At 58.1% G+C, this 24,632-nt stretch carries 21 protein-coding genes; 8 read left to right on the top strand and 13 right to left on the bottom strand.

Features of this window, described 5'->3' with window-relative positions:
• Nucleotides 1-97 precede the first annotated feature (97 nt).
• From AAE514_RS15275 to AAE514_RS15265, 3 genes are all read left to right on the top strand, one after another.
• Nucleotides 98-1,174, top strand: coding sequence for a hypothetical protein (locus AAE514_RS15275; protein ID WP_347332420.1), 1,077 nt, complete (start codon nucleotides 98-100; stop codon nucleotides 1,172-1,174).
• A 221-nt stretch (nucleotides 1,175-1,395) separates the two neighbouring features.
• The gene (locus AAE514_RS15270; protein WP_347332419.1) at nucleotides 1,396-1,992 is read left to right on the top strand and encodes a hypothetical protein; all 597 of its coding nucleotides are present in this window, start codon (nucleotides 1,396-1,398) and stop codon (nucleotides 1,990-1,992) included.
• A gap of 370 nt (nucleotides 1,993-2,362) precedes the next feature.
• Nucleotides 2,363-3,160, top strand: a complete 798-nt coding sequence (locus AAE514_RS15265; protein WP_347332418.1) for a hypothetical protein — start codon at nucleotides 2,363-2,365, stop codon at nucleotides 3,158-3,160.
• A 42-nt stretch (nucleotides 3,161-3,202) separates the two neighbouring features.
• Here AAE514_RS15265 and AAE514_RS15260 read toward each other — a convergent pair whose 3' ends face one another.
• From AAE514_RS15260 to AAE514_RS15200, 13 genes are all read right to left on the bottom strand, one after another.
• Nucleotides 3,203-5,524 carry a putative bifunctional diguanylate cyclase/phosphodiesterase gene (locus AAE514_RS15260; protein WP_347332417.1) on the bottom strand — a complete coding sequence of 774 codons (2,322 nt, stop codon included), beginning with the start codon at nucleotides 5,522-5,524 and terminating at the stop codon, nucleotides 3,203-3,205.
• 4 nt (nucleotides 5,525-5,528) lie between these two features.
• Nucleotides 5,529-5,930, bottom strand: a complete 402-nt coding sequence (locus AAE514_RS15255) for a hypothetical protein (protein WP_347332416.1) — start codon at nucleotides 5,928-5,930, stop codon at nucleotides 5,529-5,531.
• Nucleotides 5,931-5,966: 36 nt separating this feature from the next.
• Complete coding sequence (locus AAE514_RS15250) at nucleotides 5,967-7,172, bottom strand: porin (protein ID WP_347332415.1); 1,206 nt, start codon at nucleotides 7,170-7,172, stop codon at nucleotides 5,967-5,969.
• Nucleotides 7,173-7,386: 214 nt separating this feature from the next.
• Entirely contained in the window at nucleotides 7,387-8,679 is a 1,293-nt protein-coding gene (gene purD, locus AAE514_RS15245) for a phosphoribosylamine--glycine ligase (protein ID WP_347332414.1), read from the bottom strand.
• A gap of 136 nt (nucleotides 8,680-8,815) precedes the next feature.
• Nucleotides 8,816-10,396, bottom strand: coding sequence for a bifunctional phosphoribosylaminoimidazolecarboxamide formyltransferase/IMP cyclohydrolase (gene purH / locus AAE514_RS15240; protein ID WP_347332413.1), 1,581 nt, complete (start codon nucleotides 10,394-10,396; stop codon nucleotides 8,816-8,818).
• Between the two features lie 113 nt (nucleotides 10,397-10,509).
• Nucleotides 10,510-10,809, bottom strand: coding sequence for a DNA-binding transcriptional regulator Fis (fis, locus tag AAE514_RS15235; RefSeq protein WP_347332412.1), 300 nt, complete (start codon nucleotides 10,807-10,809; stop codon nucleotides 10,510-10,512).
• Nucleotides 10,806-11,795 carry a tRNA dihydrouridine synthase DusB gene (gene dusB, locus AAE514_RS15230; RefSeq protein ID WP_347332411.1) on the bottom strand — a complete coding sequence of 330 codons (990 nt, stop codon included), beginning with the start codon at nucleotides 11,793-11,795 and terminating at the stop codon, nucleotides 10,806-10,808. Before dusB ends, fis begins: the two co-directional genes overlap by 4 nt.
• Nucleotides 11,796-11,986: 191 nt before the next feature.
• Nucleotides 11,987-13,345, bottom strand: coding sequence for a DUF3426 domain-containing protein (locus tag AAE514_RS15225; RefSeq protein ID WP_347332410.1), 1,359 nt, complete (start codon nucleotides 13,343-13,345; stop codon nucleotides 11,987-11,989).
• 31 nt (nucleotides 13,346-13,376) lie between these two features.
• Nucleotides 13,377-14,261: a 50S ribosomal protein L11 methyltransferase gene (prmA, locus tag AAE514_RS15220; protein ID WP_347332409.1), complete on the bottom strand. Its 885-nt coding sequence runs from the start codon at nucleotides 14,259-14,261 to the stop codon at nucleotides 13,377-13,379.
• Nucleotides 14,262-14,265: 4 nt separating this feature from the next.
• The gene (accC, locus tag AAE514_RS15215; protein ID WP_347332408.1) at nucleotides 14,266-15,609 is read right to left on the bottom strand and encodes an acetyl-CoA carboxylase biotin carboxylase subunit; all 1,344 of its coding nucleotides are present in this window, start codon (nucleotides 15,607-15,609) and stop codon (nucleotides 14,266-14,268) included.
• A gap of 23 nt (nucleotides 15,610-15,632) precedes the next feature.
• Nucleotides 15,633-16,097, bottom strand: coding sequence for an acetyl-CoA carboxylase biotin carboxyl carrier protein (gene accB / locus AAE514_RS15210; RefSeq protein ID WP_347332407.1), 465 nt, complete (start codon nucleotides 16,095-16,097; stop codon nucleotides 15,633-15,635).
• Between the two features lie 55 nt (nucleotides 16,098-16,152).
• The gene (gene aroQ, locus AAE514_RS15205; protein ID WP_347332406.1) at nucleotides 16,153-16,599 is read right to left on the bottom strand and encodes a type II 3-dehydroquinate dehydratase; all 447 of its coding nucleotides are present in this window, start codon (nucleotides 16,597-16,599) and stop codon (nucleotides 16,153-16,155) included.
• Between the two features lie 272 nt (nucleotides 16,600-16,871).
• Nucleotides 16,872-18,719, bottom strand: a complete 1,848-nt coding sequence (locus tag AAE514_RS15200) for a protein-disulfide reductase DsbD family protein (protein ID WP_347332405.1) — start codon at nucleotides 18,717-18,719, stop codon at nucleotides 16,872-16,874.
• Nucleotides 18,720-18,929: 210 nt separating this feature from the next.
• On the opposite strand from AAE514_RS15200, the gene AAE514_RS15195 reads away from it, so the two are divergent.
• The 5 genes from AAE514_RS15195 (at nucleotide 18,930) to AAE514_RS15175 (ending at nucleotide 24,625) form a co-directional block, all read left to right on the top strand.
• Nucleotides 18,930-19,682, top strand: coding sequence for a hypothetical protein (locus AAE514_RS15195; protein WP_347332404.1), 753 nt, complete (start codon nucleotides 18,930-18,932; stop codon nucleotides 19,680-19,682).
• Between the two features lie 44 nt (nucleotides 19,683-19,726).
• Nucleotides 19,727-20,200 (top strand): copper chaperone PCu(A)C, encoded by a 474-nt coding sequence (locus AAE514_RS15190; RefSeq protein WP_347332403.1) that lies wholly within the window; start codon nucleotides 19,727-19,729, stop codon nucleotides 20,198-20,200.
• Between the two features lie 113 nt (nucleotides 20,201-20,313).
• A complete protein-coding gene (locus AAE514_RS15185) occupies nucleotides 20,314-21,327 on the top strand; it encodes a DUF2333 family protein (RefSeq protein WP_347332422.1) in 1,014 nt (337 codons plus the stop codon).
• 149 nt (nucleotides 21,328-21,476) lie between these two features.
• On the top strand, nucleotides 21,477-21,935 hold the full coding sequence (locus AAE514_RS15180) for an ATPase (RefSeq protein ID WP_347332402.1): 459 nt from the start codon (nucleotides 21,477-21,479) through the stop codon (nucleotides 21,933-21,935).
• Between the two features lie 146 nt (nucleotides 21,936-22,081).
• Nucleotides 22,082-24,625, top strand: a complete 2,544-nt coding sequence (locus AAE514_RS15175; protein WP_347332401.1) for a heavy metal translocating P-type ATPase — start codon at nucleotides 22,082-22,084, stop codon at nucleotides 24,623-24,625.
• Nucleotides 24,626-24,632 lie beyond the last annotated feature (7 nt).

Genomic DNA, 24,632 nt, shown 5'->3' with positions numbered 1-24,632 from the left:
ACTGTTTCACTGTGGAAAGCTCGATATGCTGCCGTAGCGCTCCACAGAGTTTTACGAAGAACCAAGAATAAAAGATGAGTATAGATCGAACTATCATTTGACAAGCGCTTACAGGGCCATTGTAGCGTTAAACGCGAACGCAAGTGGTGGTCGGAGTTTAAATCCAGCAGGCGATATAAAAACTAGTAAAGCTGGTAATGTCGAGCTTTACTACAAAGTTTTCAATGGCGACGTACTGATTGAATCACTGGTTATGAATGGCTCTTTCTCGCGAGAAAGGTCTGGATTGTATAGGGTGGTTAGAAGGCAGGATCGGTGGCAAGTTGAGGACAGCGTTGAGAAGTTTAACGGTGATAAGCTCTGGACAAGTAAGGAGTCCAAGGCTCATTACGCTGCGGTTTCGGGAAAGTTTGAAAACGTTAATTTGGCGGGAAGCTTGTTAGGGAAACATATTGTAGGCGGTTATAGTAAAGAGAACTATGTTCTTCCGACTGACGCAGAAAAATCAGGTAATGAGTTCTCAATGTATTGGGTTGAGAAAGGAGCTCATAAAGACAAAACGGTGGCAGAGGACCTTGCATCGATCATTCAGCAAAGTGATAAAAATAAAATTCCTGTAAACTGGCTGGTCCATGATGCAGGAACGGCTACATTCAAGGAGGCTGCGAAAATTCTAAAACAAAAGCCGTTGGCCGACGCAGGGACGCGTGCGATGTATCCAGAAACCGTTGGGAGAACGGGGCAGTGTGTCTACTTTTCTAATCCTAGTATTTCGAGCGAGAAGGAGTTGAAGAAACTGTGTGTTGATGCCGGAATGAAATATGTTGGTATGAATACCAATAATCGTGATTTGAAAAACTGGACAACCCTTCGAAACGTTGCCGGCGAAATGGGCAAGGCCACGCTTAAAAAGGCGGGCACCGGTGGTGTGGCCGCCGGAGCGATAGCGGCTTCCGCAGGAGGGCTGGATGGCATTCCCAAGGTTGCTCAGAATGCAATGGATAGTTTGCTTTCCGGTAATTACTACTCCGCAGCTTTGGCAGTTGGTGCTGGCAGCGTAATGGTGCTGGGGGCGGTGAAAAAATTGCCTTCGGTTCGAGCGGCAGCCCGCTGTACTTTTGGGAAGGGCAACCAGTACTGGTACGCCGATGACTCATCTTTATTGAGTGCGTAATCTGCCTCAATGGCCTGTTTTCTACAGCCGGCCGGCGGAAAACGGGCCATTGACGGCTGTGGTGACATTCGGCGTTTTCGGAAATTGATTGTTGTACTAAAATGGAAGAAGCTGAACCTTTCACCGGTACCGGCTCATTGGGTCTACCAAAAGCCGGTCCTCGCCTAACCTGCACTTTTTTATTGCTGTTAGATTTCATCATAGTACTCCTCCAGTGACCTATGTTCATTAAACGACTATTTTCTTCCCGAAAACGTCCCTATTTCAAAAACCTAGACCGTCTTGAGAGCCTCTCACTTGATCTTTCCGGGACGCGTCTGGAGTTGGAGTTGCCTCCACAAGATTATCCTTTTCCCGAGAAGGCGTGTGGGTCCCGTTTTGATATTCATGACTTGTCTCTCTATGAGTATGAAGATAGCTTGAAGGAGGGCTACCATCGAAGCGATTTGGGTCACCGTTTACTTTTTCAGAGAAAGTGGGAGCTGCACGGAGAGTTTTGGAAGTCAAGTGGAGTTGGGTTGTTAATGGGGACGGCCCTTCTGAGTGACGCTTTTCGTCTAGGGGAGAAGGTTAATTGTTTTAATAGAGAACTGTTCGAAAGAATAATTCGTTATCAAATGTACTTCAGTTATGGACCAGGCGGATATGGCCAGTATAAGTGTCCGGTAAATTGGTCGGTAAAGCGAGTTGGCGATACAGACTGGATCTATTTTGAAGCTTGGCGAGATGAGCCTGGCGATAAATATAATCCTCAGCATTCTTCGCAGTTTTATGCGTGTTTCTTTTCTCCTATAGATCATACCGCTTTGTTCAACTAGTTTTTAGAGCTTTAGGTTCGACCCCTGCCAGTGCGAGTAACGAAGCTATGCATAGATTCATTGGTAAGGTTGCTCCTACTATTAGTACGACGCTGTCGCCAAGCGCTCAAGAGCAGCGTGATCAGTTAGTAAAAGGGGAATATAGTGCTCAGCGCGCTGTGGAAAACTGGAAATATCCAAAGCAGCGGCAAGGAGATTCCTTGCGAGGGGAGGGAAGGTGGGTTCTCATTAAGGCAGGAAGTAGTCCTCCAGCGATATTTGTCGACTCTGTATGACGCATGGATCACTTTTCTTTTTCGTTCAGAGTGTGTTATACAAGGTTCGATCTGAGTGGGTAGCATCTGATGGCGTAGGTATATGAAGGTGAGCTATGTCTCTGTCTATTGAAAGGTTGCTCGCTTCCAAAAAGAAGCCTTATTTCAAAAACTTAAACAGGCTCGAGCACCTTTCTTTTAATCTTGGCGGGAGTCGCCTGGATATTGATCTTCCTCCACACGACTGCGCTTTCCCGGAAGAGGAATACGGAAAGCAATTTAATATTTTTGATACCGCTATTTATGATTACGGGGAGAGTATCGAAGATAGTCGTTTGCGAAGCGATCTGGGGTTTAAAGCCGTGCTTAAAAGATCATGGAATTTGTACGGTGAGTTTTGGCGTTCGCGGCATATTGGAAACCTAACAGCAGTTGTCTCAGTCCGTGATACCTCGAAGCTAAAACGAAAAGTGAACTGCTTGGATGTTAGGCAGTTTGAGCGAGTAGTTCTATATGATGCTTTCTTCGAGTATGGCCCAGGCAGCCTCGTTCAAAGCAAATACAAATGCCCGGTAGACTGGAAGTATCATAGGATTAATGGCATTAGCTGGAACTATTTTGAAGCGTGGCCTGATGAGAGGGAAAAGGGGTGCGACCCTTACGAAAAATCGCACTTCTTCGCTTGTTTTTATGCGCCTATCGAGAAAGATAAATATATTACATTGACCTTCTATGTGCTGGGGAGCGTTCCGGCCGGCCCCAGCAATAAAGCCATGAAGAACTTTGTAAAAAGGGTGTCCTCATCTTTGCGTTTGAGGCTGTCAGATTTTTCTGCTCAAACCAAAAGAGAAGAAGAGTTGGGGCGCCTGGGAGAGACGTTAACCGCTAAAGATTTCGAATCATGGACGTATTGACCACTTCCTGACGGATTAGAAGTACGCCGTCTGCATTCGTTGTTATCTGGGAGGTGGCCCGCTGGCATCTCGGGTTATCTGTGTGATCAGTCGGCTAAAGTCCTCCGCCGGTAGCGCTTCGTTGCCGTAGAAGCCTTGGAACTCGTCGCAGGCCTGGCCTCGTAGGAACTCGTACTGCTCGGAGGTTTCCACGCCTTCGGCGATAACATTCAGGCTTAGGTTTCGACCGACGGCGATGATGGCTTCGGTTAGCCCACGGTCTTCGACGCTACGGGTCAGGTCGTGGATAAAGGAGGCGTCTATTTTGATGGTGTCCACCGGAAACTGCTTTAGAGTGGACAGCGAGGAGTAGCCGGTGCCGAAGTCATCAATCGCGACGCGAACGCCCATATCTTTCAACTCTTTAAGAATCTTCAGTGTGGCTTCGACATCGCGCATGACCATGCTCTCGGTAATTTCCACTTCCAGCAGCGTTGGGTTCATGCCCGTTTCTTTCAAAGCCAGCTTGATGTCATCCAGCAGGTGTTCGTCGATAAACTGGCGGGCCGATAGATTGATCGCCATGTTCATGGGGGGCATGCCCTGAGCCTGCCATTCCACGCTCTGTTGGCAGGCCGTGCGGAACACCCAGCGACCGATGGGGACGATCAGACCGTTTTCTTCCGCTAAAGGGATGAACTGCATGGGCAGGATCATGCCCAGCTCCGGGTGTTGCCAACGCAATAGCGCCTCCACCCCGGTGACCTGGTCGGTTTTCATGTTTCGCTTGGGTTGATAGTACAGGCGAAATTCATGGCGTTCCAACGCATGACGAAGGCTGGACTCCAGAGTCAGTCGTTCCAGGGAATCATTATTAAGGGCTTCGGAGTAAAACTGGAAGTTATTTTTTCCTTGTTCTTTGGCGTGGTACATCGCCATATCCGCGTTCTTCATTAACGTTTGCTCGTCGTTCCCGTCCCGGGGGAAGAGGGTAATGCCGATACTGACCGTAATGCGAAACTCCTGGCCGGCGAGCGTAAATGGCTTGGCGCAGGCGGCGAGGATCTTGTGGGCGACTGGAGCCACCTGCAGTGAGTCCAGTACCTCTGGCAGCAGTACCACAAACTCATCGCCCCCCAAGCGCGCCACAACGTCACTGTCACGGACCGATAGAGTGAGCCGATAGGCGATTTCCTGCAGTAGCTCATCCCCGGCATCGTGCCCGAGGGAGTCATTGATGTTTTTGAAACGGTCCAGGTCGAGAAAGAGTAGGGCGAACTTGCGTGTATAGCGCCGGGCTTCGAGTATGGATTGGGTTAGCGTGCGGCTGAAGTAGGCTCGGTTGGGCAGGTCGGTCAGACTGTCGTGAAAAGCTAGGTACTCCACCTTGCGAGCGTGTTGTATACGCTCCTCCATGGCTTGTCGCCGCGCTTTGTGCAGCCGCCAGCTCAAGCGGCCCAGTACCCCGACGATAATAAGCAGTAGTGCGCTGGCCAGGGCGGCTCGCCAATAGTAATCGCGCGCCGTTGCCCTGGCCGGTGCCAGCTGTTCGGCGTGAGACAAGCCAACGACAATGGATAGGGGAAAGTCGAACAGCTTGCGTACCACCGTATAGCGTTCGGTTTGGTCCCAGTGGTGCTGGATCAACGGTGCCAGCGACGGTGTGTCAACCTCTGCGACCTTCGAGCCCACATCCCCCAGAGAGGCGCCAACCGTGATCGCGTCCCCCGTTCGGCGGACGCGGAATTGGTTGTCCTCTCCGACGAGCCCAAGCACCCCTCTCTCCCCCAGAGTGGCGCTGTCGTAGCCGCTGACAAAATAGCCCGCATGGACCGCCAGAGCCACTACGTTGGAGGTTTGCCCCTGTGTCATACCGCGGGCGAAGTAGAGAAGGGGCCCTTCCTCGGTCTCGATCGGCCGGCTGAGTGTGAGTTGGTTGGAGCGAAGTGCGTGCCGGAAAAACTCGTGCTCCTGTGGCTGGTCCAAGCTGAACCGACCATGGGCTGCCAAGATTTCCCCTTCGGCGCTTAGCACGGCGACGGAAAACAGCAAGCTGGGAGGGAGTAAGTCCCGCTCATTCAGATCAACAATGGCGGAGTCGGGTGGCTGGCGCTGGGCATCGTAGCGCACCAGCTTCAGGGTTTGATCGATCTCCCGCAGGGCACGGACCACTTGTGCCTCATAGGTGTCCGCCACGTCGCTCGTAACGGCGGCCGTGCTGCGTGAGACGTTTTGGGTAAGCTCTCCGGTCAGGTGGAAAGTCGAGGCCCAAATCACGCCCAATCCAATCAGCGCCAGTGCGCTCATCAGGAAAGGTGCTTCCGCAAGCCGATGCAGTTTTTTTCCCGAGACTTTTGCTCGAACTCTTGAGATAAGTGCGGTCATACGTCTAAGACTCAACGTCAATCACCCGAAGGCCTTCGGGCAACGTTTCAGAGTCCATGTAACCAATGGCGTTGGGGTTGCGTTTTAGCGCCTCCGCCATGGCGGCGTCACTGCTTACGGCTTTCGGTGGCTGTCCGCGACCGGTAAAGATAAGGCGGGACCAGTGGGAGCGGATCTGCGCCGGCGTGCGTCCCAGATATTGCTGGTAAAATTCGCGGTGGGCGCTGGAGTGCTCCACTTGGTCAAGGGGTAGCACAGCGGGCCCGCCAGGTAGACGTGTGAGGCGGCCGAGATAAATGTCCGTCAGTTGAACGGCGGTCAGCTCTCGTACCGGGCTTTCCTGGGAAGCCACCACAACGATCTCGGCCCAGCTCAGGCTGCCCATTGCACTGAGTAACCCGGTCATTATTATCTTTGCGAAAGTTCGTGGCATGATCGGGACCTAAAACACAAAGTCGACAGTGGCGCTGAACAGGGAGACGGGGTCGTCGCCCTCAAAGCCGGGTTGAGTATTGGACAGTACCCCGCGCGTGCCGCGTCTGAGGTTGAGGCGGTCGTATTGGATTTTCAGGGCCATGTCAGGCGTGAAATCCCAGCGCAGGCCCATCGCAACGCGGCCCTGATCGCTCGTGTTTCCATACAATAATTGATTGAGACCTTGATTGAGTGGTTCGGCTTGAGGAATAGGCAAGCCCGGATGGGATAGCTCGCCTTTCGCGCGTAGATCGGCCACGGTTAAGTAGGGTGTTAGGGCATTGATACGAACGCCGCCCGTCAAATACCAACCTCGGTGCTCCCCGATAAAGGAACGGGACCGGCTGTTGGCCCATTCCCCCGTGACAAACCAGTCACCCGGGTCGTAGCGGCCACCGAGGCTAACAACGCGCAGCGTGGTGTCGTTTAGGTCAAAGTAGTCGGCCAGCTTCTCGCCCTGCGGGCCGAAGGCGCGGAAGCTGTCAAAAAACGGGGCCAGTACATCCGTGGTGAGGTCGGCCTGTGAGTAGCTGGCGAAAAGCGTCGTCTCTCGCCATTCAAGCGTGTTGGCTAAAGTGATGGCGTTATCCGCATCCAACTCAAAACCGTCGGGCAAGTCCGTGCTTTTTTGGCCGTATAACAAGTGCAGGGTGTTGGTCACCTCATCAAAACGCTTTTGGTAGATGATGTCGATGCCGTCGGAGTTGGTGATGGGCACCAAGTCATAAACTTCTTCCGCCGGCCGGACGGTGGGCATGGCGTATCCGACCTTCCGGTACTCGGAGGCCATAAATGTGGGAAGGACTGTGCGCCCCACACGGACGGTGAAATCCGGCGTAACGTTGTAGCTCACGTTGGCCCATTCCACCTCCGGGTCGAACGAACCATCGTGGCCTTGTTCCGAGGTCAGTTGAAGCACGGCTTTGAATTTTGGCGTAAAATTCGAGCTAAGCTGGACCCCCACCTTACTGTCCACTTTTGCGCTCCAAGAGTCACTGTAGCCGGCCCCTTCCTCAGCCAATAGGCCGGAAGTGAAATCCGCTTGGTCTTCATCGGAGTGAACGACACCCAGCGTGCCAAAACCGTTGATGTTCCAAGAGGGGGCTTCAGCCAGCGTGGACGGGGGCAATCCGAGGGCCAATAAGCCTGTGATAGAGTAAAGAAAGCGTCTCATTGAGGGCCCTGTAGCGGTGTTTCTGTGACATTCAGGCAAACAGTGGCGTGTCATAATGCCCTTTTGGCCGGATAGAGGATTTGGGGAAGCCCAAGGTCAAACCTCTAGAGAAGGAACCCTTTGTGCCACCGCCTGAATTATAGCAGTTGGCAGAGACGACGCCAGTCGGCCGAGCCCGCTCAGCGAGCGGGCCGGGAGGAAACTTGAAGAGGGGTTAACGGTTCTCGTTTTCTCGTGCAATCGCCCGGTAACCGATGTCTTTGCGATAAAAGACGCCGTCCCAGTGGATATGATCCGCAAGCGTGTAGGCCCGCTTCTGGGCCTCGCTAACGGTCGTGCCCAATGCAGTGGCGCACAGGACCCGCCCGCCACTGGTCACCACCTTGCCGTCCCGTGTTTGAGTGCCGGCGTGGAAGACGCGCTCCCCCGGTGCCTCCTCGGTGGGCAAGCCGGTGATTTCATCACCTTTGCGGTAGCTGTCGGGGTAGCCGCCGGCGGCCAATACCACACCCACGGCGGCGCGCTCATCCCACTGCGCGCTGGCTTGGTCGAGCTTACCCGCGAGAGCGGACTGGCATAGCCCGGCCAAGTCGGACTTCAGACGCAGCATGATCGGCTGGGTTTCCGGGTCGCCAAAGCGGCAGTTGTATTCGATGACCTTGGGTTGGCCCTCGGGGCCAATCATCAGGCCCGCGTAAAGGAAGCCGGTGTAGGGGTTGCCCTCGGCGGCCATGCCTTCCACGGTGGGGGTGATGACTTGGTCCATAATGCGCTGGAAAACGTCATCGGTTACCACGGGAGCCGGAGAGTAGGCCCCCATGCCACCGGTGTTGGGGCCGGTATCGCCTTCACCCACGGGCTTATGGTCTTGGCTGGTGGCCATGGGCAAGACGTTTTTGCCGTCCACCATAACGATAAAGCTGGCTTCCTCGCCGGTTAGGAACTCTTCGATTACCACCCGGCAACCGGCCTCACCGAAGGCGTTGCCCGAGAGCATGTCGCGTACGGCGCTTTTGGCCTCATCCAGGCTTTGAGCGACGATGACGCCTTTCCCCGCGGCCAGGCCGTCGGCCTTGATTACGATGGGCGCGCCTTTCTCGTCCAGGTAGGCGAGGGCGGGAGCCACTTCAGTGAAGGTTTGGTAGTCCGCGGTGGGGATGTTGTGGCGCGCGAGGAAGTCTTTGGTAAAAGACTTGGAGCCTTCCAACTGGGCCGCGCCTTTGCTCGGGCCGAAGCAGGGCAGGTTCCGCTCGGTAAAGTAATCCACCACGCCTTCGACCAACGGTGCTTCGGGGCCAACGATGGTGAGGGCGACCGTGTTCTTCTGGGCAAAGTCCACCAGAGCGGGGAAGTCGAGTACGTCGATGGCGACGTTTTCCAGCTTGCTTTCCAGTGCCGTACCGGCATTGCCCGGGGCGACGAAAACGGTATTCACTTCAGGGCTTTGAGCCGCTTTCCAGGCGAGGGCGTGCTCGCGCCCGCCGCCGCCGATGACCAGTAGGTTCATGTTGTTGACCTTTTGGAGTTGAAATTAGCTTGGGTTGTGGCGGATACGCCTTCGGCTTATTCGCCCGCTACCGTGGTCTGCTTAGAGCGGACCGGTTCGACGTTTCGGAGCAAAGCGCATCCGCCGTTGGGTATCATCAATGCCGGAAGTGGCGCATGCCGGTGAAGACCATGGCAATGTCGTGCTCATCGGCCGCCTGGATCACTTCCTCATCGCGCTTGGAGCCGCCGGGTTGAATCACCGCCGCAATGCCTGCGGCGCCGGCGTTATCCAGGCCGTCGCGGAAGGGGAAGAAGGCGTCCGAAGCCATGACCGAACCTTTTACATCCAGCCCGGCGTGCTCGGCCTTGATGCCGGCAATACGCGCGGAGTTCACGCGGCTCATTTGACCGGCACCCACTCCCACGGTCTGGTTGTTTTTGGCGTAGACAATCGCGTTGGACTTCACGAACTTCGCCACCTTCCAGGCGAACAGCAGGTCGCGGATTTCCTGCTCGCCGGGCGCGCGCTTGGTGACTACCTTCAGGTCTGCTTCGCCCACCATGCCGCTGTCCCGGTCCTGCACCAGCAACCCGCCATTGACGCGCTTGTAGTCCAGGCCGGCGGCGCGCTCCGCACCCCACTGGCCGCAGGCCAGCAGGCGAAGGTTTTTCTTCGCGCTGACCACTTCGATGGCTGCTTCGGAGACGCTTGGCGCGATGATGACCTCCACGAACTGACGCTCGACAATGGCCTTGGCCGTCTCCACATCCAGCTCGCGGTTAAAGGCGATAATACCGCCGAAGGCCGATTCCGGGTCGGTGGCGAAGGCGAGGTCATAAGCGGCTTTCAGGTCGCCGGCGGTGGCCACGCCGCAGGGGTTGGCGTGCTTGACGATGACGCAGGCGGGCTGGTCAAAGCTTTTCACGCACTCCAGGGCCGCGTCGGTATCGGCCACGTTGTTGTAGGACAGCTCTTTGCCCTGCAACTGAGTGGCGGTGGCGATGCTGGCCTCGGACGGGGTTTTCTCAACGTAAAACGCCGCTTTTTGATGGGGGTTTTCACCGTAGCGCATTTCCTGGGTTTTCAGGAACTGGCTGTTAAAGGTGCGCGGGAAGTGCTCGCTGCCGCCTTCGACCTTTTTGCCAAAATAGTTGGCTATGGCACCGTCGTAAGCTGCCGTGTGTTCGTAGGCTTTGATGGCGAGGTCAAACCGGGTTTCGTAAGTGGTGTGACCGTCGTGGGTTTCCAGTTCCGTCAGAATCCGGGCGTAGTCACCGGCGTTTACCACAATATTGACGTGGGCGTGGTTTTTGGCCGCCGCACGGACCATGGTGGGGCCGCCTATGTCGATGTTCTCCACCGCGTCCTCCAGGGTGCAGCCGGGCTTGGCCACGGTTTGCTCGAAGGGGTAGAGGTTGACCACCACCATGTCGATGGCGTCGATGCCGTGCTCGCCCATGACGGCTTCATCCTGCCCGCGGCGGCCGAGAATACCGCCGTGGACCTTCGGGTGCAGGGTTTTTACCCGCCCGTCCATCATCTCGGGGAACCCCGTGTAGTCAGACACTTCCACGGCGGGGATGCCACTGTCCTTGAGCAGGCGGAAAGTGCCGCCGGTGGATAGAATCTCCACTCCGCGCTCGTTCAGGGCCTGGGCAAAGTCCACAATGCCGGTTTTGTCTGAAACGCTGATAAGCGCTCGGTTCACAGGTGCGAGATGGCTGGCGTTGGTCATGGTTGGTGAGTGTCCCCCAGTGACGGTTAAAGAAAATACTTGGTCAAAATAGGTGGTGGTACAAATGCAAAGGGGGTGGTTTTACCACCCCCTCGTAATTCGGGATTGTTCGGTTATAGCAAGTCGTACTGCTTAAGCTTCTTGCGCAGCGTGCCGCGGTTCAGCCCCAGAACCTGGGCGGCGCGGGTCTGGTTGTGACGGGTATATTTGAGCACGATTTCGAGCATGGGCGCTTCCACTTCCGCCATCACCATGCCGTATACATCGCTGACGGGCTGACCGTCGAGGTTTTGAAAGTAGTTTTCCATGGCCTGTTCGACGCAGCCGCGAAGGGACTGGCCGTTGGTCAGGTTCTGGGGCTGGCCGGGCTCATCCGTGGGGGCTTCGGCCAAAAAGTTCTGTGCTGTGTTCATGCCGCTTGATCCTCTCTTTCTATCAGCTGTTCAAAATACCGCAGAACGCTGGCGTGTTGTTCTTGAGCGTTATCCATACGGTTGAATGCCTGGCGAACAGGCTCGCTGCCGGGCACCGTCTGCAAATACCAACCCAGGTGTTTGCGAGCGATGCGAGGGCCCATAAATTCGCCGTAAAAACCGTAAAGCTCACGCAAGTGACTGCTGAGAATGTCTCTGACCTCAACCAGAGACGGTTCGGGGAGCCGTTCTCCATATCGGAGAAAGTGGTCCATTTCCCGAAAAATCCAGGGGCGCCCTTGGGCGGCGCGGCCGATCATAACGGCCCGAGCGCCGGTTTTCTCGAGCACCTGCCGCGCCTTGTGCGAGGTGTCGATATCGCCGTTGGCGAATACGGGTAGGCGCACCGCATCCACCACGGCGGCAATGGTGTCGTACTCCGCCTCACCGTGGTATCGGTCGGCCCTCGTGCGGCCGTGAACGGCCAGGGCGCTAATGCCAATGTCTTCGGCCATACGGGCAACGCGCACGGCGTTGCGGTTGTCTCGGTCCCAGCCGGTGCGGATCTTCAAGGTTACCGGAAGATCCACCGCGCCGACCACTGCCTCAAGAATGTCCGCCACTAGCGGTTCATCCCTCAGCAAGGCGGAGCCGGCGGCTTTCTTGCAGACCTTTTTTGCCGGGCAGCCCATGTTGATGTCGATAATCTGGGCGCCATTGTCCGCGTTCAGCCGGGCCGCCTCGGCCATCATTTCGGGGTCTCCCCCGGCGATTTGCACCGAAATGGGCTCGGCTTCTCCGGTGTGGTCGAGCCGTAGGCGGCTTTTGCGACTGTGCCAGAGGTTCGCATCCGAGGTCACCATTTCAGAGACCACCAGGCCGGCCCCCAGTTTCCGGCAAAGTTGCCGAAACGGGCGGTCCGTCACACCCGCCATGGGGGCGAGAATCACCTGACTGTCGATCTGATGGGGACCTATCTGAAACACGCGAACGCCCTTTATCGAGGTTCTGAATGACTGATATTTGACCCGGGCCGAGGGCCCCGGAGCAGCCCCGGAAAAGGTCCGCTATGATACCCGTTTGGCTTCGGATTGGAAACGAGCAAATCGGCAAAATTGGTGTTTTTTTAACCGCAGGTTATGCAGAGCGACATTGAGCGGTCGCTCTGTTTCAGGGATTATTCTGGAGTGTAAGCCCGGTAGTTGACGGCGTTCTTACCCGGATCCACCAGCTCCAGCGTCAAGTGTACGGGTTGGTTGGCCGGCATGATGGCCCGCCCGGCCAGCTCCCCCGAAAGGTACTCTCCGGGGGAGAACCGACGGGCCGCAACGGTCTCCCCTCCCAGGGCGCTGAACTCCAGTACCAGGTCGGGGAAGGGTTGATTAAAAGAGGCAGTATTGAGCAGAATGGCGTCCACGATCAAAGCCCCGTCGCGTTCCGGGTGGTTGCGCACCACCAAGTTGTACGCGCGTATCTGGCTGCGATCGACCAGGGTGGGCAGTTCGCAACCCAGAAGGGGGCAAACCGCGCTGTAAACCGAGCGGTAGGGCTCAAGGCGGCTGAGCCGGTCAAATTGCAGCCACGCCACCTGTACCACCAGCAAAACCAGGGAAAATGCCGCCAGAGCGGGCCAGAGCCAGCGCCGGGGGGCTTTCTGGTGGGGGTGCTTGTGCATCCAGTCCATCTCGACCGGCTCGGGGTCGATGTTCATCAGCAGGGCGGAGCGCTCCGGGTCCCGGGCGCTGAGCGGCTCCATCTGGTAGGTCTCTTCCTCGTCCGCCCCTTCCAGGTGGAAGTGAATGTGAGCTTCCTCTTCCTCCTCCCGCGTGGGAGGGGCCGAGGGCTCGTCCATCAGCTCGAAGCTGGAGGCGTCCGGTTCCTCTTCCCGGCGCGTCACGTTGATATCGGCGCTGCGTTCTTCCTCCTCCAGCAGGTTCATGGCCCAGGACTCGTCCGTCTCGTCCCGGTGCGCTTCCTCGGGCTTGTTCGGGTTGCGATCGAACAGCGAGTGCGAGCTCTTTACCTGCTCGCCGACGCCGAAGGGGTCCTCGGTTTTTTTGGGGCGGGGCTCTCCCATGTCATCGCTGATTAGGAAGTCGTCGTCCTCCAGTTGGTTTGACTCCTCGTCAATCAACGATTGGTCAAAACGCAAAGTGGACTTCCCAGGGGAGGCCTTCGACGAAGGAGGGGGCTTGGGCGCGTTTTTCGGTTTTGCCGTGCTGGCCGAGGGCGGAACGGTTCGGGTGGAGCGCTTGGTCGGTGCGGCGGCTTTAGCGGGCGCCTTCGTCGAGTGGCTCGGCTTTGGCGCTTGCTTGGAGGGCGGTTTCGCCGCCTTTTTTGGGGGTTGGTTCGGCTTGCGGACCAGGGCGGATTCGCTCGCCGGGGCTTCGGCCCCCACCAAGTGATCCCGTGCCTTGAAAATATGCAGGCAGGCACCGCAACGCACCGCGCCGCGCGCCGATTGCAATTGCGCGGGCGTGATGCGAAAAGACGTCCCGCATTGCGGGCAGCGAGTCACCATTTTGGTCGGTGCCATGATGTCGGGGTTATCTCCTCGTGGGGACGGCTCAGTCGCGAACTTTGGTGCCGGTCAGGCGCACCCATTCTTCGCGCTCCGCCACCGGGTCGAAATCAAACCAGGGGCGGTAAGCGGCCATCACCGTTTCGGCCTGATTGGCAAGAATACCAGAGAGGCAGATTTTACCGCCAGTGCGAGTTTTCGCCTGGAGCGTGGGCGCCAGTTTCACCAGCGGCCCCGCCAGGATGTTGGCCAGCATGATATCCGCAGTCACCGCCGGGCAGCGCTCCGGCAGGTAAACCGGCATGGCATCGTCCGCCAGGTGGTTGCGGCTGGCGTTGGCCTGGGTAGCCAGCAGCGCCTGAGGGTCGATATCCACACCGGTGACTCGGCGGGCACCCAACAGCAGCGCGGCGACGCCCAAAATACCGGAGCCGCAACCGTAATCGACCAGGTCCAACCCCTCGACCGGCTGCTCATCCAGCCATTGCAGGCACAGAAAGGTGGTGGGGTGGGTGCCGGTCCCGAACGCCAGCCCCGGGTCCAGCATCAGGTTGACCTTGTCCGGCTCCGGTGGCTCCTGCCAGCTGGGGCAAATCCACAGGCGCTCGCCGCAGCGAATGGCCTGATAGTGGCTCATCCACTCCCGTTCCCAGTCCTTGTCTTCCAGCTGTTCCCAGTAATGCTCGGGTAGCTCGGCACCCCAGGCCTGGGCCAAACGCTGGGTAACGGTGGTGGTGTCGATGTCGGCGTCGTACAGCCCCGTCAGCCGCACCTGATCCCACAAAGGGGTTTCTCCCAGGGCGGGCTCAAGGATGGGTTGGTCAGCATTATCTTCCAGGGTGACGGACACGGCGCCGCTCGCCAGAAGGAGATCTTCCAGCGGGTCGGCGCTGTCGCGGTCCGTGGTCAGTTTCAGTTGTAGCCAGGGCATGGGGTCAGCTGTTCAGCTTCTTCTCCAGGTAATGGATGTTGACCCCGCCTTTGCGGAACTCCTCATCCCGTACAAGCCATTGCTGGAGGGAGATGTTGGTGCGGATACCATCAATGATGGTTTCATCCAGCGCGTGGCGCATCCGGTTCAGTGCCTCTTCCCGGTTTTCGCCGTAGGTAATGATCTTGGCAATCATCGAGTCGTAGTTCGGCGGAACCGAGTAGCCACTGTACAGGTGGGAGTCCACCCGAACGCCCAAACCACCGGGGGGGTGGAAGTCTTTGACCTTGCCGGGGCAGGGCATAAAGGTCTTCGGATCTTCGGCGTTGAGACGGCACTCGAAAGCGTGGCCGCGAATGATCACATCTTCTTGCTTGATGGAGAGCTTTTGACCGGAACAGACGCGAATCTGTTCTTTAATGATGTCGATACCGGTCACCATTTCCGAGACCGGGTGCTCTACCTGAATACGGGTGTTCATCTCAATAAAGTAGAAGTTACCGTCTTCATACAGGAATTCGAAGGTGCCCGCGCCTTTGTAGCCCATTTTAATGCAGGCGTTGACGCAGGCCTGGGCGGTTTCCTTGCGAACATCATCCGGAATACCCGGAGCTGGCGCTTCCTCGATAACTTTCTGGTGACGGCGCTGCAGCGAGCAGTCCCGGTCGCCCAGGTGAATGGCATTGCCCTGACCATCGGAAAGCACTTGGATTTCCACGTGGCGCGGGTTCTGCAGGAACTTCTCCATATACACCGTATCGTCACCAAACGCGGACTTGGCTTCGTTTTGGGTGATGTGAATGGAGTTCATCAGTGAGGCTTCGGTATGCACCACACGCATGCCGCGCCCACCGCCGCCGGCGGCTGCCTTAATGATAACCGGGTAGCCGACCTGCTTACCCATAGCCACGCATTTTTCACGGTCCTGCGCGGGTAGGGGGCCGTCTGAGCCCGGTACCGTGGGGACGCCGGCCTTTTTCATGGCGGAGATCGCGGCAACCTTGTCCCCCATCATGCGGATGGTGTCGGGGTCGGGGCCAATAAAAACGAAGCCGCTTTTTTGAACCTGCTCGGCAAAGTCGGCGTTTTCGGCCAGAAAGCCGTAACCCGGATGCACGGCCACCGAATCAGTCACTTCCATCGCGCTGATAATCGCGGGAATATTCAGGTAGCTCTGGGGAGAGGGGTTCGGGCCGATACAGACCGACTCATCCGCCAGACGCACGTGTTTCAGGTCCCGGTCCACAACCGAGTGAACCGCGACGGTTTTAATGCCCATTTCCTTGCAGGCGCGCAAAATGCGCAGGGCAATCTCGCCGCGGTTGGCGATTAACACTTTCTCAAACATAAACCAAATCCTCGGTGCTGGATCTATACAATCGTGACCAGGGGTTGATCGAACTCGACCGGTTCGCCGTCTTCCACCAATATGGCTTCAATCACACCGGCTTTATCCGCTTCGATTTGGTTCATCATTTTCATCGCTTCCACGATGCAGATGACGTCGCCTACTTTAACGTGCTGACCCATTTCCACGAAGGCGGCCGAGCCGGGGCTGGGCGAACGGTAGAAAGTGCCCACCATGGGCGATTTCACTGAGTGGCCGCTGGGGCTGGTGTCCTGCGCGCTGGAGCCCGAGTCGCCTTCGTTGGCGGCCGGAGCCGGAGCGGGCGCGGGGGGTGCCGCGGGCGCATGGGCCGGTGCGCTGGCATAGTAGTGGGCGTGGGGGTTGTTGCGGCTGATGCGGACGGACTCTTCGCCCTCTTTGATTTCCAGCTCGCCGATATCCGACTCTTCAAGCAATTCGATGAGTTTTTTGATTTTGCGAATATCCATTGGGGCCTCTCTTAAAGCAACGGATGAATGGTGGAACCGAGCCCTGTGGGAGCGGTTACTGTGTCTGTTCGAGTTGGCGAATGGCTGCGGCCAGAGCCAACTCGTAACTTTGTGGGCCGAAGCCACAGATAACGCCGCGGGCGACGTCGGAAAAATACGAGTGTTGCCGAAAGGGCTCGCGCGCGTGCACGTTCGACAAATGAACCTCAATAAAGGGAATGGCTACGCCGAGCAGGGCATCCCGCAATGCCACGCTGGTGTGCGTGAACGCGGCCGGGTTAATCAGAATGAAGTCCACGCCCTCGTGGCGGGCATCATGGATTCGGTCGATCAACTCGTATTCGGCGTTGCTCTGCAGGGTGAGCAGGTGATGGCCGGCACTTCGGCTCTGCTCGGTAAGGGACTGGTTGACGGCATCCAGAGTCTGGGCACCGTAAATGCCGGGTTCGCGCTCCCCGAGCAAGTTTAGGTTGGGGCCGTGTAAAACCAGAATGGTTGCCATATCAATCCCGTTTGGCTGCAATGCGAGCGTTATCACTTTATGGGGCGAGTTTGCCGCAAAAAAGCAACAGTGTCCACGGTCTAGCCGAGTTTTTGCCTAATTGACCTCATATAGCGGCAAGATGGCAGACGTTCGCCCTGATATTTGGATGAAAGAGGCGTTCGTTCAGGTGACAGATGGAGCCGGATCGCTATTTTGCGCGACAAACGCGGTGACTTTGCTACAAGATAGCAGAGGATGGGCCAACTTTCCCGTAAATGTCTCGAACGTCTTTAATTTTGGCTTAATTTTGACGGTTCCGGGGCGTCCAGGATGGCCAGCAAGTTACTTTTGCGCAGAATTTGTGGCAAAACGATTCCGGGCCCGCTGTGGTTGGCGGGAAACCAGAGGTAAAGCGGGACGCCGCTGCGTCCATACTCTTCCAGCAAGGCAGTAATGGTCGGGTCCCTCCGGGTCCAGTCGCCTTTTAAGGTCGTGGCTCCCAAACGGTCAAAGGCCGATTCAACTTCATCGGTGCTTAGGGTCACTTTCTCATTGGTCAGGCAGGTGACGCACCAGTCGGCGGTCAAGTTAACAAATACCGGTTCGCCTTCACGGCGCAATTCGGCGAGACGGTCGGGGGAGTAGGGCTCCCATTGGCTTTCCTCCGCATCGGAGTTCAGGGTTTGCCAGGGCAGTAGCAGGGCGGAGATCCAGGCCAACGCCACCAAACTATAGCGGCTCCAGCGGGCGATGGAGGAGCGGGGCTGGCGGGTCAGTAGCCAGCCGGCAAAGGCGATGGCCACCGCGCCGACCCCGACCGCCGCGACCGCATTTGCGCCGGCCTGGCGCCCCAGGACCCAGAGCAGCCAAACTGAGGTCAGGTACAGCGGAAAGGCTAGCAGCTGCTTCAGGGTGTCCATCCAGGGGCCGGGCCTGGGCAGGTAGCGAAGCAGAGCGGGGATATAGCACAGCGCCAGCAGCGGCAAAGCCATTCCCAGCCCCAGCGCCACAAAAATGCTCAAACTGACCAGGGCGGGCTGAGTCAGAGCAAAGCCGAGGGCCGCCCCCATAAAGGGTGCGGTACAGGGGCTGGCCACCACGGCGGCCAATACGCCGGTAAAGAAGGAGCTGCTAAGCCCGCCCTTTTGGGTCAGGTTTTGGCCCACGCCCATCCAACGGGTCCCGATGGTGACCAGCCCCGATAGGCTCAGCCCCATTACAAAGAACAGGTAAGCCAAGGCGGCAATCAGCAGCGGCGACTGGAGCTGAAAACCCCAGCCAATGGCCTCGCCCCCGGCTCGGGCAAGCAAAAGGGCCAGACCGAATACCAAAAAACAGGCCACAATGCCCGCGGTATAGGCCCAGCCGTGTAGGCCCATGCGGGTGCGGTCCGCCTGAGCCAGGCTCATGACTTTGATCGAAAGCACCGGGAAGACGCAGGGCATCAGGTTCAGGATAATGCCGCCGAGTAGCGCCAGCCCCAACGCATAGGGAAGCCAGCCGGGGGCTTGGGACTCTGCAGCGGAGCTAACGCCGCTCCCCGGGCCCCCGGGGGGGGCAGCGGAAGAAGGAGGGGCGGCGGCCACGGAAACTGTCCCCTTCGAGGGGTCAACGCGCAAATAGTCCGTTTGGGGCGGGTAGCACAGCCCCGCATCGGCACAGCCTTGGGATTCCACCGCGAGGGTGAAGGGTTCCGCACCCTCGGCAATAGTGGCCCGCACCGTGGCGTGGCCGTAATAAACGTCCATATTCTTTTCAAAGTACTCGTCGTACTTCTCGACGGTGTTGTTGCTGAATACCGGCGTGAACCCCTCCGGCTGTGGATTGGCGCTAAACCCAAAGCGTTCCTTATAGAGGTAGTAATCGGGAGCGGCTTCCCAGCGCAGGACCAGTTCGCCGTCGTAGTAACGGCTTTCGAGCTGAAACGCCTCTTCCACGGGAAGAAATTCATCGCCCCCGCCCAGTAGGCTCTGGCCGCTGTTGTTACTTTGGCCCCCGAGCAGGTCCTGAGCGCACAGGGGGCCGCCGGCGACCAGCAGTGCCAACAGAAGGATTAGGCGAAAAGGTGTTAATAAGTGTTGAGAGCGCATGTGCCGATTCAGTCCGGGTTGGGTGACATTGTCGTTGCCAAATATCATGACTAAAAGAGTATCATGAATTCCGCGTAAGCCGTGTGCTTCGCTCCGACCCCGAGGCGTTTACAAAGTTCGGCTACAGGGCCTTGGCCGGCAGTGTAACGTGATGGGGCGCCAAAAACTGCTAACTGGCTCTCCCATTGGCCATCTCACGGGGAGTCACAGGTTAAAACGAAGGGTCTGGACTGGAACAGTGGAGCCACTGACGGAACTATGAAGCGATACCTTACAAAGTGCTGGCCAACGGGCTGGCGTGTGGCGGGCGGGCTGGTGACCGGCCTCTTGGTAAGTGGGTGTGCGACCGAGCCTGCCACCACCTCCCCCGAGGAATCACCGTCCGCGACCGCCGAGGCCCCTGCTCCGAAGCCCAAACCGGCCCAGACCCGGGCCGAGAAAATCGAGCGGTGGCTTAACCAGGCCGACAACGCCCTGGCCCATGATCGGCTGCTCTCTCCCCTCGGCGATAATGCCCATGACCGCTATCGGGCCGTTTTACTGTACGATCCCGACAATACCCGGGCGCGCTCCGGCTTGCAGGCCATTGCGTTGCGCTATTTGGATCTGGCCCGTTCCGCCGCTGCCCGCAGTGCTCTGACGCAGGCGCGGGGGTATCTCGAACTGGCGGATACCGTGGACCCGGGCAACCCTCTGGTAAAGGAAATGCGGCAAAATCTGCGGGCTCAGCGTGAGCGAATGGCGAATGCCGAAGCATTGAGCGAAGAGGGCAAGACTATTTCGGTCAACCCGGAACTGCTGCGCCAACGGGCCGACCCTTTGGTGGAAAAGCTGCACGCTCTGGCCCGGCGAGTCCGCGAATCGGGAGAGTTTGTGCTGATCATCAGCCGGACCGACGCCGAAGGGCGCTGGATCTATCAACAAATGCGCGAAGGTGCTTCGGGGCAGGTGCTGCGGGGGGATATCAAGATCGGATCGCCGCCGCGCATCGAACTGCAACCGCCCTTGTAAGGGGGCCCTTTACCGCACGCCACTTTGTTTAAGGAGATTGAGTTATGGCAATTCGTCGGGTGTATTTATTATTGGGGCTGTTATTGGCGCTGTGTTTGGCCTATGGCCTTCCGGCGCCGGTCCAGGCCCAGTCGTCCTCCCCCCTGGAGGTGGTCGATGCTACCGTACGTGTGCCTTTGCCGGGCAAGAACACGACCTCCGCCTATTTCCTGTTGCGCAACACCTCGGATAAGCCCATGACGCTGACCGGGGTAACGGCGGCCTTCGCCCAGCGGGCGGAAATTCATAGCCACCAAATGGTGGAGGGCATGATGCGAATGCGCCCGGTGGAGTCCGTGACCGTGCCCGCTCAAGGGACTCTGAGGTTTCAGTCCGGCGGCCACCACATTATGCTGTTTGATCTGGACCGGCGCCCCCGCACCGGAGACCCGCTACACTTAACACTGAGTTTCGAGGGAGGCGCAGAGGTGCCGGTGAAGGCATTCGCCGTCAGCGTGTTTGACCGCCCTCATCATTAATCTAACATCCAATCCAAGCCCATTTATCAGCGCCGAAAGGTAAGGAAGTCACCATGCCACTCTCAAAAGCCAAACAGCTGTGGGTAGCGACCCAACGAAAAGTTCGAGACTCAATGGCCGACACCCGGGATGATGTGTCGCGTTCCGGTGTATGGGTGCGGGTGGGCGCCGCCGTGGTGGTGATCTATCTGCTCGTGGCCCTGATCGTGGGCATCTACTGGAGCATGACGCCCGACTTTTTCTCGGTGCGCGAGGGCGTCGCCGCCGAAGTGGACGAGCGCGGCGGACAACGCCAGCGCGGGGCGGTCATGACCGCGACGCTCATCAACGTGGCGGAAACCCTGCTGGACAAACCGGGTGGCTACCTCACCAACGATATTACCCCACCCGGGGTGTGGCTCGATAACATGCCCAGTTGGGAGTACGGCGTGGTGATTCAGGTACGTGATGCCAGCAAGGCCATGCGCGAAGCGTTCAGTCGCTCGCAGACCCAATCCAGCGAGGACCAGGACTTGGCAATGGCCGAATCCCGCTTCAACTTCAATACCGGCAGCTGGATTATGCCCGCCACGGAAAACCAATATCGGGAGGGCATTGAATACACTCGTCGTTATCTGGATCGTTTAACCGGTGTGGAAGACGGCAACGCCGAGTTTTACACCCGAGCCGACAACCTGCGGTACTGGCTCAGTACGGTGGAAACCCGACTGGGCAGCCTGTCCCAGCGGTTAAGCGCAAGCGTTGGCCAACGCCGACTGAATACCGACCTGCCCACCCCGATGGGGGAGGCCGAAGAAACCGGCTCCGACGAAGTGCTTGTCGAAACCCCGTGGACCGAACTGGATAACGTTTACTACGAAGCCCGAGGCTCCGCCTGGGCCATGATCCACCTGCTCAAAGCTGCGGAACTCGAATTTGCCGACGTGCTCGATGATAAGAACGCCCGTGTCAGCCTCGGCCAAATCGTCCGCGAACTGGAAGCCACCCAACAACCGGTCATGAGCCCGATGATTCTCAATGGCAGTGGCTTTGGCGTGCTGGCCAACCACTCGCTGGTAATGGCCTCGTACCTCTCCCGGGCCAACGCGGCACTGATTGACTTGCGTAGTTTGTTGGACCGGGGTTAGGGGGCACTTATAACAATAAGGTTCGGCTCCTTTCCTTTGTTTGACATGGGTCAAAATCGGTTCATTGGTTGGGACGTAGACTGGTGTTATGTAGGTTTACCGTTATTGACACCAGTCCCAAAAACCAGCCCCAAAAAAAGGAGCCAGACATGGAGATTAGAACCTTCTCCGACCTTATCGATTGGACCCGCCAGCTGCACGGCCATCTGTCCAAGTGCCTTGCCCATTGCGCGACCCAGAACGAAGAAGAACGGGCCAGGGCGCTACTGGATTACTTGTCCGAACATGAGGACAAACTGGAAAAGGTGGTCAAGCTATTTGAAGATCAGGCCGACCCGAAGGTGATGCACACCTACGTCTACGACTACCTGTCCCACCGACCGATAAAGACCCACCAAACCTGCGATGCCCCCTATGCGAAGCTCGGGTTCGACGACATCTGCCGGGAAGTGTTTAACCTGCACCGCCAAGTGCTTGATCTGTACCGGGACCTTGCAGGTAAAGCCGAGATTCCCGAAGCCAACCGACTGCTGCGCTCGCTGTTGGACATGGAAGAGCATGAGGCCATGCGGTTGGTGCGCCAGACCGGGCGAATGCAGGACCTCTAACCTTCCCCCGCCTTAGCTTGTCCTTAGCGGTGTGCACTTAAAACCCCGCTGCTGGCGGGGTGGTGGCGTCGGCCTTGACCTTCCAGTTAGAGGAAGGTTTAGCATGGGTTACCTCTATCAGTTTATCGTCGCGGAGAGCGAATAGCATGAGTACCGAATCGGAAGAGAATATGGCTCACGCGCGTCTGGTGGTGCCGGGTATGGGCTCGGACCATTGCGCGGGCATCGTCAAATCCTCCCTCAAGCGGCTTGAGGGTATGGGCGAGGTGAACACCAACATCGCCGCCCACCGGGTGGACGCCCGGTATGATTCCCAGCGCCTGGGTCTGGATAATATTCGTTCCGCCGTGGAGAAGGCGGGCTATGACGTCGCCTCGGCCACCTCCCCCGGTGCCGGAAGCGGTGGCGCGCGAACGGTCCAACTGGTTGTTCCCGGCATGGGCTCCGACCACTGCGCCGGCATTGTGCGCGAGTCGCTGCAGCGGTTGGAAGGCGTTGAGCGTATCGACACCAGCATTGCCAACCATAAAGTGCATGTCACGCTGAGTGAGGGTGGGCCCGATGCCGAGCGACTCAGGCAGGCGGTGGAGAAAGCCGGTTACGATGTGGCTCAAGCGTTCGAAACCGGCAGCGAAGAGGACGGCGATGAACAGGGCGATGCCGAGATAGAAGAGGCCTACCTGAACCAGGCCAAAAAGCGGCTGTGGATTGCGGCGGTTCCCACGACTTTAATCATGCTGCTGATGATGCCGCACATGTTCTGGCAGCCCATTCCGGGGTACTTGGCGATCATCGCCGTGCTTGCTTTCCCCGTGGTGTTTCTCTACGGCGGGGCGGCGACCCACCGGTCTACGTGGCGGTCCCTGACCAACCGCACCTTCAATATGGACGTGCTGATTTCCATGGGCAGCCTGCCTCCCTACCTCATCGGCCTGGTGGGTTTCGTCTACCCCATGACCTCGTTTATCGAGATGGCGGCCACCATTATGACCTTCCATCTGCTGGGTCGTTATCTCGAAACCAAAGCCAAGGGGCGCGCCTCCCAGGCCATTCGACGGCTATTGACCATGGGCGCGAAAACCGCTCGGGTCGAGCGCGACGGCGAGGAACGGGAGGTGTCGGTTAAGGAACTGCAGCCGGGCGATATTATGGTGGTTCGCCCGGGGGACAAGGTGCCTACCGACGGCGAGGTGATGGAAGGGGAAAGCCATCTGGATGAATCCATTGCCACAGGCGAATCGGTTCCTGTCTACAAAAGCGTCGGCGACAGCGTGATCGGGGCGACCATCAACAAGGAGGGGCGCCTCCGGGTCAAGGCCACCAAGGTGGGCGGCGATACCTTCCTCTCGCAAGTGATCAAGCTGGTGGAACAAGCCCAGGGTTCCCGGGTGCCGATTCAGGAATTTGCCGATCGCATGACCGGACGCTTTGTGCCCATTGTGCTGTTGATTGCGTTGGGCAGTCTGGTGGCGTGGTTGCTGGCCGCGGACAGCTTGCGCCCCATCCTGGAATGGGGCGCGGGCTTTCTGCCCTGGGTCGACCCGGGTGCAAGCACTCCGGTGCTGGCGATACTGGCGGCCGTTGCGGTGCTGGTTATTGCCTGCCCCTGCGCGCTCGGTCTGGCCACGCCCACGGCTCTGATGGTGGGCTCGGGCATCGGCGCGGAACGGGGTATTCTGATCCGCTCCGGCGAAGCCATTCAGACGTTTAAAGACATCAAAGTCATGGTGTTGGACAAGACCGGCACCATAACCCGGGGCGAGCCCAAGCTGACTGAAGTAGTGGCCGCCGAAGGAGTGGAAGAGCAACAGCTATTGCAGTGGGCGTCCACGGTGGAGAATGCGTCCGAGCACCCCATTGCCCGCGCCATTGTCGATGGAGCGCGCGAGCGCGATGTGTCGCCCGGCGAGGTGCGGGAATTTCGTTCCACCGGTGCGCGGGGCGTCTCCGGCAAAGTCGGGGAGGAAACGGTGCTAATCGGTAACCGCAAGCTGCTGGAGGAAGAGGGCGTTAGCGGTCTGGAGGCGCTGGACAAAGACCTGACGGATCTGGAAAGGCGCGGCCGCACGGCGGTGCTTGTGGCGGTGGACGGCCGGGTCCGGGGCATTGTTGCCGTGGCGGACACCATTAAGAAGGAGTCCGTCGAGGCCATCCGAGGTATGCACGAGCTGGGCCTGCACGTGGTCATGATTACCGGCGATAACGAGCGCGCCGCTCGCGCCGTGGCCGACGAAGTGGGCATCGATGAAGTCCAGGCCGGCGTTTTGCCCGAGGGCAAGGTGGATGCCGTCAGGGAGCTGCAAGAACGCTACGGCAACTACGTGGCCATGGTGGGCGATGGGATTAACGATGCGCCGGCCCTGAAACAGGCCAACGTGGGCATTGCCATTGGCGCCGGCGCTGATGTTGCCATCGAAGCGGCGGATGTCACCCTGGTGCGCGGTGAGTTAACCGGGGTGGTGGAATCCATGCATTTGTCCCGCGCCACTTTTCAGAAAATTGTGCACAACATTATCTGGGCCAGCGGCTACAACCTGGCAGCCATACCCATCGCCGCCATCGGTTTGCTGCACCCGATGATTGGTGTAGTGGCCATGACCGCCAGTTCGCTGTCGGTGATTGGTAACTCACTGCTGTTAAAGCGTCAGTTTAAGCAGACGGCACAAAGTGCCGGTAATGCGACCGATTAGTCGCGCT

The sequence above is a fragment of the Marinimicrobium locisalis genome (assembly GCF_039822625.1).
Lineage (GTDB): Bacteria > Pseudomonadota > Gammaproteobacteria > Pseudomonadales > Cellvibrionaceae > Marinimicrobium > Marinimicrobium locisalis.
Note: the sequence above shows the minus strand (reverse complement) of the source record. Positions and strands in the feature narration are given on the sequence as shown.

What these genes read in the sequence shown, in the direction of transcription:
- AAE514_RS15270 (WP_347332419.1), top strand. Translation starts at nt 1,396, where the DNA reads ATGTTCATTAAACGACTATTTTCTTCCCGAAAACGTCCCTATTTCAAA.
- AAE514_RS15265 (WP_347332418.1), top strand. Translation starts at nt 2,363, where the DNA reads ATGTCTCTGTCTATTGAAAGGTTGCTCGCTTCCAAAAAGAAGCCTTAT.
- AAE514_RS15260 (WP_347332417.1), bottom strand. Translation starts at nt 5,524, where the DNA reads ATGACCGCACTTATCTCAAGAGTTCGAGCAAAAGTCTCGGGAAAAAAA.
- AAE514_RS15255 (WP_347332416.1), bottom strand. Translation starts at nt 5,930, where the DNA reads ATGACCGGGTTACTCAGTGCAATGGGCAGCCTGAGCTGGGCCGAGATC.
- AAE514_RS15250 (WP_347332415.1), bottom strand. Translation starts at nt 7,172, where the DNA reads ATGAGACGCTTTCTTTACTCTATCACAGGCTTATTGGCCCTCGGATTG.
- purD (WP_347332414.1), bottom strand. Translation starts at nt 8,679, where the DNA reads ATGAACCTACTGGTCATCGGCGGCGGCGGGCGCGAGCACGCCCTCGCC.
- purH (WP_347332413.1), bottom strand. Translation starts at nt 10,396, where the DNA reads ATGACCAACGCCAGCCATCTCGCACCTGTGAACCGAGCGCTTATCAGC.
- fis (WP_347332412.1), bottom strand. Translation starts at nt 10,809, where the DNA reads ATGAACACAGCACAGAACTTTTTGGCCGAAGCCCCCACGGATGAGCCC.
- AAE514_RS15225 (WP_347332410.1), bottom strand. Translation starts at nt 13,345, where the DNA reads ATGGCACCGACCAAAATGGTGACTCGCTGCCCGCAATGCGGGACGTCT.
- prmA (WP_347332409.1), bottom strand. Translation starts at nt 14,261, where the DNA reads ATGCCCTGGCTACAACTGAAACTGACCACGGACCGCGACAGCGCCGAC.
- accC (WP_347332408.1), bottom strand. Translation starts at nt 15,609, where the DNA reads ATGTTTGAGAAAGTGTTAATCGCCAACCGCGGCGAGATTGCCCTGCGC.
- accB (WP_347332407.1), bottom strand. Translation starts at nt 16,097, where the DNA reads ATGGATATTCGCAAAATCAAAAAACTCATCGAATTGCTTGAAGAGTCG.
- aroQ (WP_347332406.1), bottom strand. Translation starts at nt 16,599, where the DNA reads ATGGCAACCATTCTGGTTTTACACGGCCCCAACCTAAACTTGCTCGGG.
- AAE514_RS15200 (WP_347332405.1), bottom strand. Translation starts at nt 18,719, where the DNA reads ATGATATTTGGCAACGACAATGTCACCCAACCCGGACTGAATCGGCAC.
- AAE514_RS15195 (WP_347332404.1), top strand. Translation starts at nt 18,930, where the DNA reads ATGAAGCGATACCTTACAAAGTGCTGGCCAACGGGCTGGCGTGTGGCG.
- AAE514_RS15190 (WP_347332403.1), top strand. Translation starts at nt 19,727, where the DNA reads ATGGCAATTCGTCGGGTGTATTTATTATTGGGGCTGTTATTGGCGCTG.
- AAE514_RS15185 (WP_347332422.1), top strand. Translation starts at nt 20,314, where the DNA reads ATGGCCGACACCCGGGATGATGTGTCGCGTTCCGGTGTATGGGTGCGG.
- AAE514_RS15180 (WP_347332402.1), top strand. Translation starts at nt 21,477, where the DNA reads ATGGAGATTAGAACCTTCTCCGACCTTATCGATTGGACCCGCCAGCTG.
- AAE514_RS15175 (WP_347332401.1), top strand. Translation starts at nt 22,082, where the DNA reads ATGAGTACCGAATCGGAAGAGAATATGGCTCACGCGCGTCTGGTGGTG.